Source organism: Rhodococcus opacus (assembly GCF_012396235.1).
Classification (GTDB): domain Bacteria; phylum Actinomycetota; class Actinomycetes; order Mycobacteriales; family Mycobacteriaceae; genus Rhodococcus_F; species Rhodococcus_F opacus.
Window position 1 is genome coordinate 39111 of record NZ_JAAXPA010000040.1, and the last position, 17659, is coordinate 56769.

General features: G+C 66.1%; 13 protein-coding genes and 5 pseudogenes. 9 read left to right on the plus strand and 9 right to left on the minus strand.

Features of this window, described 5'->3' with window-relative positions; all coding sequences use genetic code 11:
- Positions 1-36: 36 nt before the first annotated feature.
- The gene (locus HGB39_RS34735) at positions 37-801 is read right to left on the minus strand and encodes a haloacid dehalogenase type II (protein WP_005564579.1); all 765 of its coding nucleotides are present in this window, start codon (positions 799-801) and stop codon (positions 37-39) included.
- A 101-nt stretch (positions 802-902) separates the two neighbouring features.
- Positions 903-1127, minus strand: a complete 225-nt coding sequence (locus HGB39_RS38265) for an RGCVC family protein (RefSeq protein WP_231137929.1) — start codon at positions 1125-1127, stop codon at positions 903-905.
- A 465-nt stretch (positions 1128-1592) separates the two neighbouring features.
- On the opposite strand from HGB39_RS38265, the gene HGB39_RS34740 reads away from it, so the two are divergent.
- Entirely contained in the window at positions 1593-2462 is an 870-nt protein-coding gene (locus tag HGB39_RS34740) for a hypothetical protein (RefSeq protein ID WP_043788708.1), read from the plus strand.
- Here the strand turns inward: HGB39_RS34740 and HGB39_RS34745 are convergent.
- Positions 2459-2941, minus strand: a pseudogene (locus tag HGB39_RS34745) (aldo/keto reductase); the annotation flags it as partial. The gene HGB39_RS34740 and the pseudogene HGB39_RS34745 overlap by 4 nt on opposite strands.
- Between HGB39_RS34745 and HGB39_RS34750 the strand changes: the two are divergent.
- A pseudogene (locus HGB39_RS34750) lies at positions 2940-3203 on the plus strand (helix-turn-helix transcriptional regulator); the annotation flags it as partial. The pseudogenes HGB39_RS34745 and HGB39_RS34750 sit on opposite strands and share 2 nt — an antisense overlap.
- A 113-nt stretch (positions 3204-3316) precedes the next feature.
- Entirely contained in the window at positions 3317-4213 is an 897-nt protein-coding gene (locus tag HGB39_RS34755) for a glucose 1-dehydrogenase (RefSeq protein WP_005564586.1), read from the plus strand.
- Positions 4214-4244: 31 nt separating this feature from the next.
- On the opposite strand, the gene HGB39_RS34760 is transcribed toward HGB39_RS34755, so the two are convergent.
- Entirely contained in the window at positions 4245-4988 is a 744-nt protein-coding gene (locus HGB39_RS34760; protein WP_005564588.1) for a Clp protease N-terminal domain-containing protein, read from the minus strand.
- Positions 4989-5118: 130 nt separating this feature from the next.
- On the opposite strand from HGB39_RS34760, the gene HGB39_RS34765 reads away from it, so the two are divergent.
- From HGB39_RS34765 to HGB39_RS34775, 3 genes and pseudogenes are all read left to right on the plus strand, one after another.
- Positions 5119-5481, plus strand: a complete 363-nt coding sequence (locus HGB39_RS34765; RefSeq protein WP_005246523.1) for a PadR family transcriptional regulator — start codon at positions 5119-5121, stop codon at positions 5479-5481.
- Positions 5481-6827 (plus strand): permease prefix domain 1-containing protein, encoded by a 1347-nt coding sequence (locus HGB39_RS34770; protein ID WP_043788718.1) that lies wholly within the window; start codon positions 5481-5483, stop codon positions 6825-6827. The genes HGB39_RS34765 and HGB39_RS34770 overlap by 1 nt, the downstream gene beginning before the upstream one ends.
- 18 nt (positions 6828-6845) lie before the next feature.
- Positions 6846-7382: pseudogene (locus HGB39_RS34775) on the plus strand (YwaF family protein); the annotation flags it as partial.
- Positions 7383-7401: 19 nt separating this feature from the next.
- Here the strand turns inward: HGB39_RS34775 and HGB39_RS34780 are convergent.
- Both HGB39_RS34780 and HGB39_RS39290 read right to left on the minus strand, forming a co-directional pair.
- Positions 7402-9207, minus strand: a complete 1806-nt coding sequence (locus HGB39_RS34780) for a zinc ribbon domain-containing protein (RefSeq protein WP_005564594.1) — start codon at positions 9205-9207, stop codon at positions 7402-7404.
- A gap of 169 nt (positions 9208-9376) precedes the next feature.
- Complete coding sequence (locus HGB39_RS39290; protein WP_005564595.1) at positions 9377-9631, minus strand: recombinase family protein; 255 nt, start codon at positions 9629-9631, stop codon at positions 9377-9379.
- Positions 9632-9880: 249 nt separating this feature from the next.
- Between HGB39_RS39290 and HGB39_RS39295 the strand changes: the two are divergent.
- Together HGB39_RS39295 and HGB39_RS34790 are read left to right on the plus strand one after the other, a co-directional pair.
- A pseudogene (locus HGB39_RS39295) lies at positions 9881-10033 on the plus strand (TMEM164 family acyltransferase); the annotation flags it as partial.
- A 99-nt stretch (positions 10034-10132) separates the two neighbouring features.
- On the plus strand, positions 10133-11122 hold the full coding sequence (locus HGB39_RS34790; protein ID WP_043788722.1) for a rod shape-determining protein: 990 nt from the start codon (positions 10133-10135) through the stop codon (positions 11120-11122).
- Here HGB39_RS34790 and HGB39_RS34795 read toward each other — a convergent pair whose 3' ends face one another.
- The 3 genes from HGB39_RS34795 to HGB39_RS34805 all read right to left on the minus strand — a co-directional run bounded on the left by HGB39_RS34795 (position 11123) and on the right by HGB39_RS34805 (position 16970).
- On the minus strand, positions 11123-13975 hold the full coding sequence (locus tag HGB39_RS34795) for an FtsW/RodA/SpoVE family cell cycle protein (RefSeq protein WP_043788713.1): 2853 nt from the start codon (positions 13973-13975) through the stop codon (positions 11123-11125).
- Positions 13976-13994: 19 nt separating this feature from the next.
- Positions 13995-15227, minus strand: a complete 1233-nt coding sequence (locus HGB39_RS34800; protein WP_054247423.1) for a hypothetical protein — start codon at positions 15225-15227, stop codon at positions 13995-13997.
- A gap of 213 nt (positions 15228-15440) precedes the next feature.
- Entirely contained in the window at positions 15441-16970 is a 1530-nt protein-coding gene (locus tag HGB39_RS34805) for a hypothetical protein (RefSeq protein ID WP_005569582.1), read from the minus strand.
- Between the two features lie 469 nt (positions 16971-17439).
- Here HGB39_RS34805 and HGB39_RS34810 point away from each other — a divergent pair.
- Positions 17440-17659, plus strand: a pseudogene (locus HGB39_RS34810) (alanine dehydrogenase); the annotation flags it as partial.

Below are 17659 nucleotides of genomic sequence, written 5' to 3' on the forward strand. Positions count from 1 at the left end.
ACAGATGTGAGGCATGCGACCCGAAGGTTCGCCACTTCACCTGAACCCTGTCGATCCCTCACCGAGCTGCGCTGCGAGATGAGTGATGTCGGTGGCCGAAATGTCCCAGCTGCCTGTTGGCGCGAGATCGTCGGTCTGGTGCGGTCCGTGCTCGACGGGCCGGAGAATGAACGCAGTGGCCAGTCCCGCAGCGTGCGCGGCTTCGAGGTCGTCGTTGTGGGCGGCGGCGAGCATGACCTCGCCCGGATGAAGACCGAGAAACTGCGCCGTTTGCAGGTAAGCCTGGGGATCAGGTTTGTATTTTCGGTTGATGTCGGAGCCGATGATCACGTCCCACGGGATTCCGGCGTTCTTGGCCATGTCGAGCAGAAGTGAGGTATTGCCGTTCGAGAGCGGGCCGATGATGTACTCGGCCTTGAGTGCCGTGAGACCTGGCACGCTGTCGGGCCAGGGGGTGAGCACATGCCAGGCGCGCGCGAGCTCGTCGAGCTCTCCGGCATCGTGATCCGAGGGGTCGATGCCCGATTCGCGGAGCGCGAAGTCGAGGTTCTCGCGGTGCAAGATATCGAGAGTCACGAACTCGCGGGTGCCGGAAAGGATGGCATCCATGGAGGGCTGGTAACGGGCACGCCACCGGTCGGCGAACGCAACTGCGTCCACCTCGAGCTGATGGCGCGCCGCGTAGTCCGCGACAGCGGCGGCGATACCGGAGCGCCAGTCGACAACGGTGCCAAAGGTATCGAACAACACGGCGCGAACATTGCGTCCCGTCGACGGGGACCGGAACTGCACACGAGCCATGGGCGTCCTTTCGACTCGAACGTACGACGTGGCATGAGAATAGTGCCGTCATGCCACGCCGTCGGCGAATCGCACGGACCGCCCGTGGGCGAGCGTCTGCTTCAGTACCGGGAGTAGTGCTGTCCACTCACCTGTTCACCGGCGCAGATGCACTTACGATCGAGGCTTCGCGCCGAGGTCACGGCACAGAACCGAATCCCGAGCGCATCGTGGGAATCCGTGCTGTGTGGGCATGCCGTGCACGACGCCGCCGATTCCACCGCCGACACGGGGCTCGGTGACTCGGACACGAGTAAATTCGACACATCAGTCGGGTTCGACGCCATGGCGGCGCTCCAGTTCTCGGCCCTTGGACTGCGGCCGGTGTGGGCGCCGAGGACGACATGGCACGACCGCGCATATTCGAATAACCCTCGACACCCACCACGCTACTCCCCCTACCGCCCACCACCCTCCGATCACGGGTGATTGCCGAGTCGTCAGGGAGCGTACGGCGCTGCGGGCGGCGTGACGACCTGAGCGGCCTACGTGAGACCTGCACCGAATCCGATGAGCAGTGCGGTGCCAGCGGTGTGCGTTCGACCGGTCCGTAGGAGTGTCTCCATGGTCGGAGGGACGGAACGGAACTCTGTTGTAGCTCTTCTGCATTCGCTGTCGTATCAAGTCACAGGACTTCTCCGCTGTTGCACCCGAAACATACATCGGTGGCCTCCGCCGGGTGCGACGGCAGACGCTGCCGAGTAGAAATCGCACACTTCCGCCCAGCGCCGGCGGGTCCGACAATAGGGAGCGTGAGTTCTCGACGTTCCGCCGCAGAGTGGGCGCGGAGTCAGGTCCATGCGGTGTGTGACGATCCTGCAGCCCGACTCGAGCTGATCGCCCGTACCTATCACGGTCCGATCGGCAACGCACCCCGGCACTTACCGTTCCGCCGGGCGGCTTTGTCGTTCATGCGCTGGCAGATCGGCCGCGGCGTGCTGGCACCGCTCGGTGCGATGCCGCCCGGCAGTCCGTGGTGGCGAGCGGTCAACGAGCGGCTGATGCGCGACGGCTGCGAGGCTGTCGCCCGGAGCGGCGGAATGTGCGGGACGCCGTCCTCGCACACCGTCGATCTGTGGATGCTGTTCGTTGCCGATCCGACCGCACGCACGTGGTACCGGGCCCACAATGCGAGCATCGCCTCCGCCTACCTGGACCACCGCGACCTTGCCTGCACGGAGAGCCGTCCGGAGCGCTTCTTCCTCAACGTCGTACTGCTCCGTGTTCTCTATGCCCATGCCCTGGTCGCGGCGCCGCGGCTCGCGCTCGGGCGGCTCGCGCCGGCCGGCCCACTTCTCGGAGATCCCCGTCTCTCGATGACCGGGATCTTCCTGTCCCTCTCTCGGGTCCTCCCCGACCGATACCCCCTCGGGGACGACGTCGCGGCGTATGTCGCCGCTGAGCACAACGTCGGTGAGATGCTGGACTACGGCCTGATCGGGCCGCGGCTGCAGCAATTGTACGAATGGTCAGCCGACGAACTCGACGAGCCGGGGCTACTCGACTGCATTTGCGACGGTAGTCCTACTTATGCCTGGTCCTACTCTGATCGCGAGGTATGGCATCCGGCGAGCCCGGCCGTCACGATTCGCGCGGTTCGGCGGATATTGCCGGCGAACTAGGGGGTCGACCTCGCTGTCCGTACCTCACCCGGCCGGCTTCGGACGTCGCTCTGCAGCAGCGGTGGATACACGGTGGACGATTCCCCGTCCACCGTGGTGCCGGCGAACTGGAGCATCGCCCGCTGCTCGCCGTGCATCGGCGCCGGATAATTCAGTGTCGGCGCCGAGACTTCGTCGAGCGTGCGGAGGTGTTCGGGGCTGAGGGTCACCTCCAGGCCGGCGATGTTATCCGTGAGGTGCTCGACGCGCCTGGCGCGGAGGATAGGCACGACGGTCCCGGATCGGGCACGCAGCCAGGCCGGCGCAACGGCTGCCGAAGTGGTCGCAAGGTCGTCGGCGATTGCGGCGACGGCGTCGATGACCACGAACTCGGCGTCGGTCGGACCGCCGACGAAGGCGGTGCGGGCGGAGTCGGTGACCTCTGTGCCGCGGCGATATTTGCCGGACAGGAAACCGTTCTTCAGTGGGCTCCACGGGAGTGCATCAGCGTTTCACCGGCACTTTCGAGGAGTCACTGCCATGAGCCCCGTGCAGTTTCAGAAACGAATTCGACTGCAACACGCCCGCTCGATGCTGGTCGCCCACCCCGGTGACGTCGCGGGCGTCGGGCATCGTGTCGGCTACGACAACCCCTCACAGTTCAATCGCGAATACCGCCGCCTGTTCGGCGCCTCCCCCGGCAAAGACGCTCACGGCATACGCACGAACACCGCACTATCGCACGCCGGCCCCCTGCCCTGACGGTTTCCGGGTCCTCTCGAAGGGGTAAGCGTCGCGGGAAGCGCCTCTCACTGATTCGACGAACTTATCAGTCCGGCTTGCCGATTCGACAGAAGACGAAGAAGGGTACGAGAATGGCCGACCAGTACGTCCGGCAGGATCCCACTACGCAGTACCCCGCCCCCGATCGCGAACACCAACCGGAGTTACCGCACCCGGGACTGACCTCCGACATGGTGACCGCCCCGGATCACGGCGAGAAGTCCTATCGGGGAAGCGGCCGCCTCGACGGTCGCCACGCCCTGATCACCGGCGCGGATTCGGGCATCGGACGGGCGGTGGCGATCGCGTTTGCTCGCGAGGGTGCCGACGTCGTGGTCAGTTGCCTGGAGGCCGAGGAGTCGGACGCACGGGAGACCGTGCGACTGGTGGAAGAGGCCGGACGACGAGGCGTCGTCGCGACCGGTGACATCACGTCGGAGGACCACTGTCAGGCTCTCGTGGATCTGACGGTCCGTGAACTCGGCGGTCTCGACATACTCGTCAACAACGCGGCCTTTCAGATGGTGCAGACGGGTGGTATCGCCGACATCACCACCGAGCAATTCGACCGTGTCCTGCGCACGAACCTCTACGCGCTGTTCTGGTTGTGCAAGAAGTCCGTCGCGGTCATGGAACCTGGATCGACGATCGTGAACACCTCGTCGATCCAAGGGATGAATCCGTCTCCCGGGCTTCTCGACTACGCCACCACGAAGGCAGGGATCATCGATTTCACCAAGGGTTTGGCGGCCGATGTGGCGAAGCGGGGAATCCGGGTCAATGCCGTTGCACCGGGGCCCATCTGGACGCCGCTGATCCCCGCGACAATGCCCGCCGACGGTTATCGGCAGTTCGGGGACGACGTGCCTCTGGGCAGGCCCGGCCAACCGGCCGAACTGGCACCCGCGTACGTATTCCTCGCATCGAGCGAATCCAGCTACGTCACCGGAGAAGTGCTCGGCGTCACCGGCGGGACGCCCTTCACCTGAGCACCGCGTGAGTGACGGAGGCCCTGCGAGGTCACTCCTTTTCGCGGGCGGCGACGATGGCGTCGAGGTTGGCGGCGATGTTCTGCTCGGCGCGAGCTTTGTCGACACCCAGTCCGGTGAGCACTCCGACCCCGTCCTCGACCTCGAGCAGGGCCAGCAGGATGTGCTCGGTTCCGATGTAGTTGTGCCCTAAACGTAGTGCCTCACGGAACGTCAGTTCGAGCGCCTTGCGTGACTGGGCATCGAAGGGAATGAGCGCGGGCACCTCCTCGACGGCGGGGGGCAGAGTCGCGGTCGCGGCGTGCCGGACCGAATCCAGTGTCACGTCCTGCGCGGAGATCGCCCGGGCGCCGAGCCCTTCCGGATCGGCCAGGAGTCCGAGGATGAGATGCTGGGGCAGGATCTCGGCGGTGCGTGCCGCCCTGGCCTCGTTCTGCGCGACCACCACCACCTGTCGTGCGCGCGGAGTGAACCGGCTGAATCCCTGATTCGGGTCGAGGTCGGAGGCCTGCCCGGGATCCTTGGGGACGAATCGCTTCTGCGCGGCCTGCTTCGTGACGCCCATGCTCTTGCCGATTTCGGTCCACGATGCCCCCGAGCGGCGGGCCTGGTCGACGAAGTGGCCGATGAGATGGTCGGCCAGTTCACCGAGGTGCTCCGCGGCGAGGACCGCGTCGGTGAGTTGCTCGAGCGGGGCTTCGGCGTGCACCTTCTTGATCGCGTCGATGAGCTCGTCGAGTCGGATGGGTGGGGTCGTGCGATCTGAAGTCTCCATGCGTCAACTCTAGGTTGACGGACCGTGAGCGTCAACCCCAGGTTGTCGCTTTCGACTTCCGCGAGCTGCGCACCACCCGCGATCCGATCTGCTACTTTTCATAGCTAGCAGATCTAGGGATAGGGGTTCTATGCATATCGAGAAAGATCTGGTGGCGGCTTCGGCCACTCCCCTCGTGCTCGGAATTCTCGCGGAAGGCGAGTCCTACGGGTATGCCATCTTGAAACGAGTGAACGACTTGTCCGGCGGACGGATTCAGTGGACCGACGGAATGTTGTACCCACTTCTGCATCGCCTGGAAAGGTTGGAATACGTGTCGGCATCGTGGGGAGCCTCCGACAGCGGGCGAAGGCGTAAGCACTACACGATCACCGCTGCGGGCCGGGAGATGCTCGCGGAACGACGCGCCCAATGGGACGTCGTCGCGGACGCTCTGAGCCAGGTGTGGCGCTCCGTCCAACTGCCCCCAGCCTCCGCCGAAGGATGGTCGTGATGGATACCGACAAGGAGCTCGAATCGCAGATCGGCCAGTGGCGGGGTTACGTCGAGCGCCGTCACGCGATATCCGCCGCCGACACCGACGAGATGGAAGACCATCTACGCGATCAAATTTCGGATCTGTCCGCCGCCGGACTGCAGACCGACGAGGCATTCCTGGTCGCGGTCAAACGCATGGGCAACGTCGATGACATCTCCCGCGAGTTCGCGCGCGAGCACTCCGATCGGCTGTGGAAGCAACTCGTTCTGATGCCGGCCGCGTCGGATGGCGACGGCACTCGCCCCACACGTGAGCTGTTCGTCGTTCTCGGGCTCGCCGTCGGCGCGGCACTGTCGGTCAAGGCAGGCGTGACGACACTCGGCGAGCAGGACCTCGCACGCAACCTCAGCCTGTTCGTTCTTCCGTTCCTCGCCGGATACTTCGCCTGGAAGCGACAGGTCACGCCCCGGCTCGCCGCGGTACTGCTGGTGCCGTTCGCCCTGGCGGCGGTTCTGTTGAACGTCTTCCCGTTCGCGTCGAACGGCGCCACCGAGGTGATCGCGGCGATCCACGCACCGATCGCGCTGTGGTTCGCCGTCGGCCTTGCGTATGTCGGGGGTCAGTGGCGATCGGATCGGCGGCGAATGGACTTCATCCGATTCACCGGCGAATGGGTCGTCTACCTGACCCTCCTCGCCCTCGGCGGCGGCGTCCTCATCGGCCTGACGATCGGTGCGTTCGACGCGCTCGGCCTGAGTGTCGAGTGGTTCATCGAGGACTGGGTGCTGCCGTTCGGGACGGCCGGCGCGGTCATCGTCGCAGCATGGCTCGTGGAGGCGAAACAGAATGTAGTCGAGAACATCGCCCCAGTCCTCACCCGCGTGTTCACCCCACTGACCACGCTCATGCTGCTCGTGTTGCTCACGGCATTCGCTACGACCGGCAGCGTCGTCGACGTCGACCGAAACCTGTTGATCCTGATGGATCTCATTCTCGTCGTCGTCCTGGGATTGCTGTTGTACGCGATTTCCGCCCGTGACCCTTACCTGCCACCCGACCTGTTCGACCGCCTCCAACTCGTCCTCGTCGTCAGTGCCCTCGCGGTCGACCTGCTGATGCTGTTCGCAATGCTCACTCGAATCGCGGAATTCGGCTTCACCCCGAACAAGGTGGCGGCACTCGGAATGAACCTGGTCCTCCTCGTCAACCTGACCTGGTCGGCTCATCTCATCCTCGGGTTCCTGCGCGGCCGCCGCGGTTTCAGCTCCACCGAACGCTGGCAGACCCGTTACCTTCCCGTCTTCGGCGTGTGGGCGGCGTTGATGGTCGGCGTCCTCCCACCGGTTTTCGACTTCGTGTGACCACGGAGCTGATCGAGATTGTTTTCCTCGCAAAGGGAATTCACGGCATACGGCCCGTCCTACTGGGCCATGATCGCGCTGTTCGTCGTGCGGTCCGCGATTCTGGTCTGGCGCGGACGGTGCCAGACCGAATCGCAGTCCCGACGCCTCGGCCGCGTCCTTGCGGTGCTGACAGCCGCGATCTACGGCGCGACGCTGGTCTATTTCTCGTTTCCGCCCACGATCGGCGGCTCGGTGCCGCTGCGCCTGACCGATCTCGCGACCGTCGCGGCGGCCTGTGCGCTGTGGTCCCGGGCGCAGTGGGCCTACGCGCTCACGTACTACTGGGGACTCGTGCTGAGCACCCAGGCGTTGATCTCGCCTGTTCTGACCGGTCCGGACTTCCCCCACTACCAGTTCCTCGCGTTCTGGGCGATTCACCTGCTCGTGGTCTGGGCGGCCATCTATCTGACGTGGGGCCGAAGGATGCGGCCTCGGTGGCGCAGCTACCGGTTCACGGTCCTGGTCACGGTCGTCTGGGCGGCGTCTACCTTCACGTTCAACCGTGTCGCCGGAATTCCTCAACAGAAAGCGTCTACATAGATCTCATACTTCCTACCACTGACGTGGCTGGCGTTGGAGATGTATGTACTTCACGGCTACCCGTAACACCCTGCGGTGTTGCGGGTTTTACCGTGTCCCACACCGACGCTTGTGGCGCAGGAACAGTCTTTGTCTGGTTCACCCCCACCTGAGGTGTCGCGGCGGGAGCACTACGACGGACACGGCGATGCCGCTGCCTGCTCGGAGTGGGACACATCTTGTCGCGGCATTGGCGCACCGGCGCATGCTCGATCACCCGGATCCGCGGATTCCGGCCGCGCTTCCGAACCGCTTTTCCACGTCCCAGCAATGCCCGTTTGGCCAGGTTCACGGCCGCCACATGGTCACGGTTTCCGCCAATTTTGCACTGCACACACCATGCCCGGTGGTAACCGCCGGGGCGAGAGAGCGCTTCGTTGCAGCCCGGACACAACGCCGACGATCCGCGTGCCGGTACGGACACCACCGTCACACCGACACCGGCGGCGGTGTGGGTGAGAGCGCCGACGGCTTGGCGGCGGGCCGATTGCGCGGCCCGATTGTTGTTGACATGCCCATGCCCGCGGGTTTCGAGGGTGGTGAGGTCTTCCACCGCGATCACCGTCGCCCCCGCCGCGGCAGCGAAGTCGGCAACCTGACAGCCGAAGTGAAACGCCATTTCACGGTTGATCTTTGCCCGTTTGACCCCGACAGCGGTGCGGTGCCCGTCGAGGACGGCGATTTTCTCCTCCAGTTGTGCTCGGACCGCGGGGGGTGCGGCCGCGGCGAGCCGGCGCAGGCGAGCAGCTTTGCGGTGCAGCAGCTGACCTTCGGTTTGCAGGCGGGCCAGCTTGATCCCGAGGCCTCGGTCGTCGTACGTGAAACCCCGATAGTCCGAGACCACACCCTCCGGGGTTTGTGTGGCGACGGCGGCCACACCGAGAGTGGACGGAGACCAGTCCACGCCCACCGCCGTCGTTCCCGATGTCAGATCAGCGGCGGGGACTGCTTCGGTGGCAGCGCACCGCAACAGCAGACCTCGGTGGTCGAGGACCAGGGTCGGTAGATGCCACTCGCTGATCGGCCGCCGATGCAGGTGCGGTGGGATCGCGGCGGTCAGCCGGACTCGTCGCCACTGCGCGCGTGCTGTCGGGGCGGCGGTGGTGGGTAGTGTGACTGTCAACGTCATGACGGCGTCTGTGACGGTCATGTGTGCGAGTTGTCGATCCGCTGCGGAAAGCCGAGCCATCGCCGAGGTCTGGGGTGGTGCTTGCATGTCGGTGATCCGCAGGCGTGCGTCTGCCGCGCCGGCAGTGCGGTGTGAGCGCGCTGTGAGCTGCCGCACCACGCCACGGGCGAATCCGGGCGGGACGTACTCCGCAGCGGTGGTGGGTGCGGCGATGCGGCCGGTGGCCGGGTCGAACCGGGCCGACAGTGCAGTGATCGCGGTGTCTCGGTATGCCAGAGCCCGCAAAGTGCCTACCGCCTGCGCGGTCACCACCCGCGTGACACGCGACGGGACGTAGACCCCGTCCGGGTAGTGCGGGGTCCAGCCCAGACGCGCAGCAGCGACATGACCGTGCATCGGGAGTTTCCGGCCGTGGCTGTCACATCCGGCGGCGAGGACATCGAAGGTGGCCGATTGCCACAGCCGCGAAATCAGCTCGGTTTCGGCACCGGAGATCAGGTCGAGCATCCACCCGACACGAACGTCGAGGTCGTCGAGCCCGATCGGCGCACCGGTCGCGTCATCGACAGCCAGGTAGGGGCGAGTGGTGAACGAGAACTGTCGCAGCGCAGTCAATCCGGCATCGGCCATCAGCTAGCCCCTCTCCACCGGGCCGCCGCATCGCCGAAGAAGTCGACGTTGATGCTCCTTCGACCGCAATCGGTAGAAGCGGCCGGAAAACGAAGCGAGCACTGCCATGAAGTCATCCATCAGCTCCTCTACCAGCGACTTGTCCCCATGGTCACGCCGGACCTCGACCTTAACCCCGACCGCCGACAAGTACCGCTCGATCCACGCCACCGGAGAATTGCGCCAACCGATCCCGCCACACCACTCGCACCACCGTGAAGTGACCCTTGGCTGCGTCCTCGAGCATCCGATTCAGTCCCGCCCGGGTCTCCCGCAGACCTGAACCACGATCCTTGTAGACCCGGTACACGGTGCCGGCGGCACTCTCACGCAGCATCTTCTCCTGATAGGCGAGCGAGGATTCCTGACCGGTCGAGCCGGACACCCGGCAGTACAACGCTTCCGCCCTGTCGGCTGGAACACTCTCCGGTGCAGGTCGACCCAGGTAGACGTCGAGATCCTCCCGATCGAAGACTCGTGACCGGAACCTGTACGCCGAGACGGTAACCGGCCCTCCGGCGCGGCCTTCCGGACTCCCACCGACATCTTCAGGTATGCCGCCGCCTCGCCGATGCGCGTGATCCGATAGCAACAGGAAGGATTAGGAAGTATTAGGGATTACGGTAACAGTTGAGAGCCTGCCACCGCGACCCTTCTGGACGTTCTGGGTCCCTGGCCGGTGTACCTACTGACGGCGACGACACTGATTCTCGTCGTGTGGGCCCTGATGACCTGGCCGTGGGAGCGGGCACGACGACGCGCCGAGGAAGGCCCCCTGCCGTCCTGACGTTGTCCCGGCGTCTTTGGTGTCACGCATTATCTTCCGAACGACGCTGCCGCTGCGTAACATCAGATCCATCTCGCTGGAATCCCGATGGAGGCCGACGTGGGTGGACTTGGTATCGATCTCGGAACTGCCAACACTGTCGTCGGAACTCCCGACGACGGCATCGTACTGAACGAGCCGTCCTTCATGCTCGTTCGAACGAAGGATCCGCACCGTGCTCTTGCAATCGGCACGGAGGCGCGAAGTCTCGTCGGCCGCACTCCTATCGGAATCACGCCGGTTCGACCGTTGCGTGACGGGGTGATCGTGGACCTGGAGACGGCGCGGGCATTCGTCACGGCCGTCATCAAACGGGTCTCCTCTGCAAGGCGATACGGGCTGCGGCCCAAGGGAGTCATCTCGGTCCCCGCGGGTGCCACCCCACTCGAGCGTCGGGCCCTGCTCGAGGTCGGCCACGAAGCCGGTTTGCGGAAGGTGGGGTTAATACCGGAGCCGGTGGCGGGTGCGCTCGGTTGCGGAATCAACCCCATGGAACCACGCGCACACCTCGTCGTCGATATCGGCGGCGGCACTTCGGAAATCACCGCCATCTGTTTCGGTGGCATTCTCTCCCACCGCAGTTGCCGACTCGCGGGGGACGAACTGACCAACGCGCTATACCAGTACTTGCGGTCGGAGCACAAGATCGTGGTCGGCGAACTCACCGCCGAGCGGGCGAAACTGGGCGCACCGGAGACCGACGAAGGGCAGTCACTCGTCGTGGAGGGTCGCGACGCCGTTACCGGACGGGCGCGATTCGTCACACTCGAGACCGAGGAGATCGTGGATGCGTTGCGTCCGACCACAACCGGAATCGTGCAGACACTGACCGAGTGTCTCGAGGACCTTCCTCCCCAGGCGATCGGTGACGTGATGTCGGAAGGGCTACTCGTCATCGGCGGCGGGGCGATGCTACGAGGCCTGTCGCAGCTGCTCGAGGAGGCCTTCGGGTTCCCGGTGAAGACGGCCGAACGCCCGCTCACCTGCGTCGCCGAAGGCGCCACGGCGTGTCTGGTTCATCCTGAGGTGGTTGCCGCGTACAGCAGCTGATCACCGATTCGGCGCCGGGACGGGTGGTCGCGGAAAGTAGTGTTCGAGAAGTTTCTTGACCACGGGGCCCGCCGTCGCCGACCCGAAGCCACCGCCGCGGATCAGCACCGACACCTGGATCTGGGGGGCGTCGAAAGGCGCGACCGCGGAGAACCAGGCGTTGAGTCCTTCGCCGGGCGCCGACGGGTCCTCCGCCGTGCCGGTCTTCGCGCCGGCCGGTACAGGGAGGTCCGCGAGTTGCCCGGCGGTCCCGGCCGACGCGGACGCTCGCATGCCTGCCCGGACAGGACCGAGTAGGTCTGCGAACGGTAGGCGCTGCGGTTCCGCTGTCGGGATGGGGGTCAGTTCCGACCCGTACGCCGCAGCGAGCTGAGGCGTCACCATCGCACCTGTGGCGATGCCCGACGTCCAGCGCGCCACCTGAATCGGGGTCGCGCTGACGGTGCCCTGCCCGATACCCATCAACAGGGTCGACCCGGGATACCAGGTGGCCCCGATGCTTCCGACGTTCTCCGGGGTGCCGAGGAATCCCTCGGCCTCGCCGGGCAGGTCGATCCCGGATCGTCGGCCGACGCCCAGTTGCCCCGCGACGTCCGCCATCTTCTCCGGGCCCAGGAGTTCACCGAGCTTGTAGAAGTAGACATTGTCGGACCACTGGATCGCCTGGAGCAGATTGTGCGGGCCCATCGGTTGCCAGTTCCGGAAGGTGTGGCCGCCGTAGGTGTAGGCCGCGCCCGTGTCGACCACCGTGTCCGGCGACAGCACCGGGTATTGGGTATTCGCCGCCGCGACGACGATCTTGAAGGTGGAGCCGGGCGGGACCGCGGTCTGGGTGGCGTTGTTGACCAACGGGCTCGGCCCCGGGGTCTGACTCTGCGCCGCGAGGGCGACGAGGTCGGCCGGAGGTCCGTAGACGTTGTTGTCGGCGCCCGGGACGCTGGCGAGGGCCAGCACGGCTCCGGTCCGCGCGTCCATCACGACGGCGGCACCGAGGTCGCCCTTGCTGGTTCGCATCGCCTCCACGAGTGCGTCGGTCGCCAGGTTCTGCACCCCGATGTCGAGGTGCAGGCGCAGATCATGGCCCCGCACCGGGTCCACGCGTTCGCCGGTCGCTACCGGATGCCCGGACGGATCGACGTACACGCACTGTTTGCCGTCGCTGCCGCGGATCAGAGCGTCGTACTGCTTCTCGAGTCCCGCCTTGCCGACCCGGGACCCGAGCGCGAGATGCGGCCAGCGTTCCATGTCGTCTGCGTCGGCGACTCCGACATGCCCGAGGACGGAGGCGAGCACGGCACCGTACGGATACTGTCTGCGGCCGGACGGCACCACGAGCACACCGGGAAGTCGCGCATCCACGATGCGGCGAGCCTGGTCGGGCGCGACTCTGCCTACCGCCACCTGAGACTCCCCCTCGCCACCGGCCTCGATCAGGTCCGCCAACTCGTCGGGAGACGTGGCGAGCAGAGCGGCCAACCGGCTGCGGGTGTCGTCGTTCTCCTCGAACATCCGAGCGACCACCGCCACGGCGTACTCGGCGACATTGACCGCGAGCGGAATTCCGTTGCGGTCGAGGATCAGTCCGCGCTCTGCGGGCAGGCGGATGCACCGCATCATCTGCTGATCGCTCATCGCCCGGAATTCCGCACCCCGGTCGTGCTGCAACTGCCAGGCGAACACCGACATCGCGACGAGTGCCGCGGTCATCGTCAGGGTGCCCGCCGACATTCCGCGCGGGCGGCGTCGCCGTCGGGGATCCGGGGTCCACAGCGGTCGCGCGACGCCGTCTCGGCGCACCGCGAGCACCAGTCCGATGGCGACGAAACCGACGATGGCGGCGGTGCCCCCGTAGCTGAAGAGCGGAATCGGCATGCCGGTATGGGGCAGAAGCGACAGACTCTGACCGATCGACACCAGCGCGTGGATGCCGAACAACGCGCCGATTCCGGCCGCAACGAGTGCGGCCTCGCGAGTGCGCGCCGTGCGCGCGGAGAGTGCAGCCCGCCACACGATGACCGAAGTTGCCACCACGACAGCCAAGCCGGCGGTCAAACCCCACCCGTACACCAGGCTGGCGAACGCGAGATCGTGCTCCGATTCGGGAAGATACTCGGCCCGCACCGCGTACATCGGGTCGCGCGCCAGCCCCCACAGGCCACCGCTGCCGATCGCGATGTTCGCTTGTAACTCGGCCCATCCCGCGCCGGCGGGGTCGGCGTTGCTCGACAAGAACACGTGGACCCGTTCGAGTTGGTAGGGGCGGAGGAAGAGCACGGCCAGCGGAAGCGACGCGAGACCCAGCACGAACAGCGGAACCAGAGGCAGCAGCGGGACGCGGGCGAGGATGAGCATGAATCCCGCCGTCGCAACGAGGACGACGGCAGTCGACAGGTCGGGTTGGAGTGCGACGAGTGCAATGGGTACGCCCCCGATCACCAAGGTCGCGACGAATCGTGCCGGCGTGAACCCACCGGCGAGCATGCTCGCGGGCACGAGAACCAGGGCGAGCTTGGCCAGTTCGGACGGCTGGACGGTGAATACGCCGAAGTCCAGCCAGCGTTGAGCACCCTTGGTCGCGACCCCCGCGAGCGGCACGACCGCCAGCAACACGGTGGCCACGGTGAACACTGCCCAGCCGAAGGCGCGGAGATCACTCATCCGCAGACGGGACACCACATACATGATGCCGAGACCGGCAACGGCGAAGAGCGTGTGGCGAACAGCGTCTGCTGTCTTCCCTGTCGAGAGCAAATTCAGAAGGCCGAGCACGACGAGAACGATCGCCGCACCGACGATCCACGGGTCGGATTCGTGCTTGTCATCGTGCTTGTCATCATGCTTGTCGTCGTGCATCCCACCCCTCCCCCGGCGCTCAGCAGCGAGCGTTTTCGGCGGGCACCAGCAGCGGCTCGGACGCGGCCGTCGCCGGGGCGCTGGTGACGGCCCCGATGGCGAGCGCGGCGCCCGGCGGCAGATCGGTCCGGACGATGCCGTACACCTGCTGCGACCCGGGCTGAACGGGCAGCGACACGTCACTCCCCGTCCGCACCTCGCCGGAACAGCGGTCGTACACGTTCACCCGCCAGGTCACGGCGCCGACAGCTGCCGCCGGATCCAGGTGAACGTCGACCCGGATCGCGCACGCTTGCCCGGGGCGACACTCACCGTTGGCGCGCGTGGCCGTGACGAGCGTGATCGGGCCCGCGCTCCCGGGGGCACCGACGTCGACGGACGACGGCGCCCGGCCGACATCGGTCGTCGCCGGCGCGGCCTGATCAGCCGGGGGTTCCGGTGGAGGCGGCGACACGGGCCGAATCTGATTCTGCTCCGCGGGATTCACGGGATTCAGGACGGCGTCCCACCCCCGGCGCAGCTCGGACCACACCCGTGGAGCCATCAACGCCGCAGCGACGAGTATCAGGATCGCGATCAGACCGAGCGCTCCCTGCCGCCGCGACGGTCGTCTCCTTTTGCGATGCCACGGATTCCGGACCGGCGGGAACCAGCCTGACGGTGCGAGGGTGGATCCCTCCGCAACATACGGCCAGTCCTGTACGTCCGTCCGCTCCCCCACGACTCGACTGTCAGTACGCGGCCGTCCCATCGTCGCGGCGACGAGCCCGGCGAGTTGGCAGCGCTTCCTGCTCTCCTGTGCCGGGTCGACGTCGGGTGCGATCGCCTGACGAACCCGTTGCCCCAACACATCCAGATCTGTTGTTTCGGCGAGCGATTCGTGCAACCGGTCGGCCAATGCCGAACCGCGACAGTTCGTCGCGATACGTCGGACGAGCTCGGCCACCGCCTCGCTCATGTCGTGCCGTGACGCACTGCCCGTGCACCCGATCGTGAGCTGTCCACTTTCGGACACCGTCACGTCCCGGAGGTGGAGTGGGTAGGGCCCTTCGCTGCGCGCCGGTTCGAGCTGATCGAGCGCATCCGCGACGAGTAGCGCAGCCTGGGCTGGTGTCAGGGCCGCCACCGCAAGAAGTCGTCCGAGTCGGACACCGCGGACACGTTCGTCGTAATCGATGTGTTCGGGCGGGTCGGGGCGGGCATCGGCGGGCTCGGTTCTCCTCGCAAGGAGCCCTGTCACTGCTTCGATCATCGTGCACCCCGACGCTATGCCTCCCGCACGGTTGGGACGACACCGGAGCGGGCGGCGGCGGACCTTGAGTTGGGCTTACTCGCTGCCGAAATCCTTTACGCCTGTGTCATTCCATTTAACTCCGGGCCGCGCTCCGGCGTCCGAGAAATCGCCCCGACCGCTTCGACACAATTGTGTGTCGTCGATCAGACAGCTGGTTCGCCACGGTGCCGGTCAGCTCACGCTCGGCGGTACCCCGAACGCCTGCATCACGACCGCACCCCAGTCCCGCCACATCGGACACGGTGGAGAATCCCGGTGGTCCAGGAACCGGATCACCTCGTCGTCGAACGCAGCCGATGTCGGCAGCGACGAGTGTGCGGCGCGGACCGGGCAGCCATTGCGTTCGACGTCCAGCCGCCAGCCGTGCGGCATCAGTGGAAGATCGGCAGCCGAGGTGATACTCAGAACACGCACCTCCCCGGGCAGCGGCTCGCCGAGAATGGCCTGTGCACTGCCCGCGGTGCCGAGCAGTTGCCGCGCCGCGGGCGTATCGGGGTCGAAGGGGAAGAAGACGATGTCGGTCGCGGGCGCCGCCCACCGCAACAGGTCGCCGAACACCCTGCCCCGTCGGTCGACGTCCGGCGGCGGAAAGCCGAGCGGTGTTTCCGGAAAGACACCCACCAGCACCAGCACGTCGACCCGCGCCCGACCCGTGGCAACCGCCTCCCACGCGATCCAGGCGGCATGGGAATGTGCGGCAACGATCAACGGCCGCTGCAGGTTAGCGGTCTGTTCGGCAAACAACGCGACCTGTTCCTCGACGGGGCGCTGGGTGTCGGCAGGTTCGTACGGGACCCCCGATCTGATCGGACACGTCGAGTCGCGCTGAGGCTGTCCGTCGCCGGGGCCGGCGTAGGAGAAGTAATAGACCTGATCGCATTCGTAACCCAGCCGGTGCACGTCCGCCCGGTGGATGCTCCCCTGCCCCGAACGCGAATTGATTCCGGACATGATGAACAGCGAACCGGCCTGTCGTGACCCGGGTTCCGGATCGTCATAGCGTCGTGTCTGAACGAAGACCACCGACGCCACCGTCACCGCGACGAGGACGGCGACGAATGCGGTAACGGGCCGGGTGAGTGGCGCACGGTCCATCGCCCACACTGTCAGCCCTGTCGCCGCAGCCGAGGCCGGCACGAGCAGCACAGTGAGGGCCGGGGCCCGGTCGGCCAGAGCGCCGAGCGCGAGGACCGCCGCACAGTACGGCACCATCACCTCGATCCGCAGGCCGCGACGCCACGCCCGCGCCATCGCACCGCGTAGGGTGACCCCGCCCTGCCACGGGACCGAGCCGAGTATCAGGACCAGCAGCCCGACCAGCGCCACCGCCGGCCAAAACGCCCGCGAGTACAGCGTCGCGTAGGCGGTTGCGTCACCGAGCGTCGCCAAGAGGACGGGGCCGAACGCCACCGCATAGAACACTGCGGCGAAGCGGAGGCGTCGGGCATCGAGTCCACCGAGAAGCCAGGCCATCAGGATGACCCGCACGGCCGACACCACGGCCAGCAATATCAGGAACTGAGGCCACGAGGCGGTACGTACCAGCAGAAGTCGCAGGTCCGCGAACTGATCCAGCGGCGGCAGCGCAACCAGGTGCAGCAGTCCCGGCCAGACGGGAATAATCCCGCTCGCCGCGAGCACGACGACGAGCACCGCGACGGCGACCAACGGCAACCACCGCGTCCCCTTCGTCGACGTCATATCTTTCGCTGTACTCGCTGTTCGCGGTCCGGCACAACCCATGCGGCGACCACGCAGGACACGCTGTCAGGTCCGCGGCCTGGACAGGGCGAGTGCTCGACGGCCTCGCGAACGTGAGTGGGAACAGCGCCCGGATGTACAGGTGCTCGTCGGTCATTGCAGCCCTCGCTGCGTCGATGCGACCCGGATGTCCTCCCGCCCCTTTCCCCGGCGGTTGGGCAGGCTGGGGTGGCGGCTCGGCTGACCGCTCGACTCCTGAACATGCTTCGGTTCCGGGGCTTCATCCACTCCCCGAACTGAATCTTCACTAGCCGTCACGTTCTCAAACAGAATTATCTGCAGTTCTCTTGGCACTGAATTGGCGAATATTCATACTTGGTTCCGCGATCAAGTGATGCACCTCACATTCACCGATCGCCGCGACGCCCGTCGCGCACAACCCACACCCACAGGCTCAGGAGCTTTACCCGTGAAAATCGGTATCCCCCGCGAAATCAAGAACCACGAATACCGGGTGGCCATCACCCCCGCCGGTGTCCACGAACTCACCGAACGCGGCCACGAGGTGATCATCGAATCCGAAGCCGGCATCGGCTCCTCCTTCGCCGATGAGGACTTCAAAGCCGCAGGCGCCCACATCCTCCAGGCCGCCGACCAGGTATGGGACACCGCCGACCTGCTCCTGAAGG

Excerpts from the sequence above, each read along its gene's own strand:
- HGB39_RS34735 (WP_005564579.1), bottom strand. The coding sequence starts at position 801 with ATGGCTCGTGTGCAGTTCCGGTCCCCGTCGACGGGACGCAATGTTCGC.
- HGB39_RS38265 (WP_231137929.1), bottom strand. The coding sequence starts at position 1,127 with ATGGCGTCGAACCCGACTGATGTGTCGAATTTACTCGTGTCCGAGTCA.
- HGB39_RS34795 (WP_043788713.1), bottom strand. The coding sequence starts at position 13,975 with ATGCACGACGACAAGCATGATGACAAGCACGATGACAAGCACGAATCC.
- HGB39_RS34765 (WP_005246523.1), top strand. The coding sequence starts at position 5,119 with ATGCATATCGAGAAAGATCTGGTGGCGGCTTCGGCCACTCCCCTCGTG.
- HGB39_RS34770 (WP_043788718.1), top strand. The coding sequence starts at position 5,481 with ATGGATACCGACAAGGAGCTCGAATCGCAGATCGGCCAGTGGCGGGGT.
- HGB39_RS34800 (WP_054247423.1), bottom strand. The coding sequence starts at position 15,227 with ATGATCGAAGCAGTGACAGGGCTCCTTGCGAGGAGAACCGAGCCCGCC.
- HGB39_RS34760 (WP_005564588.1), bottom strand. The coding sequence starts at position 4,988 with ATGGAGACTTCAGATCGCACGACCCCACCCATCCGACTCGACGAGCTC.
- HGB39_RS34780 (WP_005564594.1), bottom strand. The coding sequence starts at position 9,207 with ATGGCCGATGCCGGATTGACTGCGCTGCGACAGTTCTCGTTCACCACT.
- HGB39_RS34805 (WP_005569582.1), bottom strand. The coding sequence starts at position 16,970 with ATGACGTCGACGAAGGGGACGCGGTGGTTGCCGTTGGTCGCCGTCGCG.
- HGB39_RS34755 (WP_005564586.1), top strand. The coding sequence starts at position 3,317 with ATGGCCGACCAGTACGTCCGGCAGGATCCCACTACGCAGTACCCCGCC.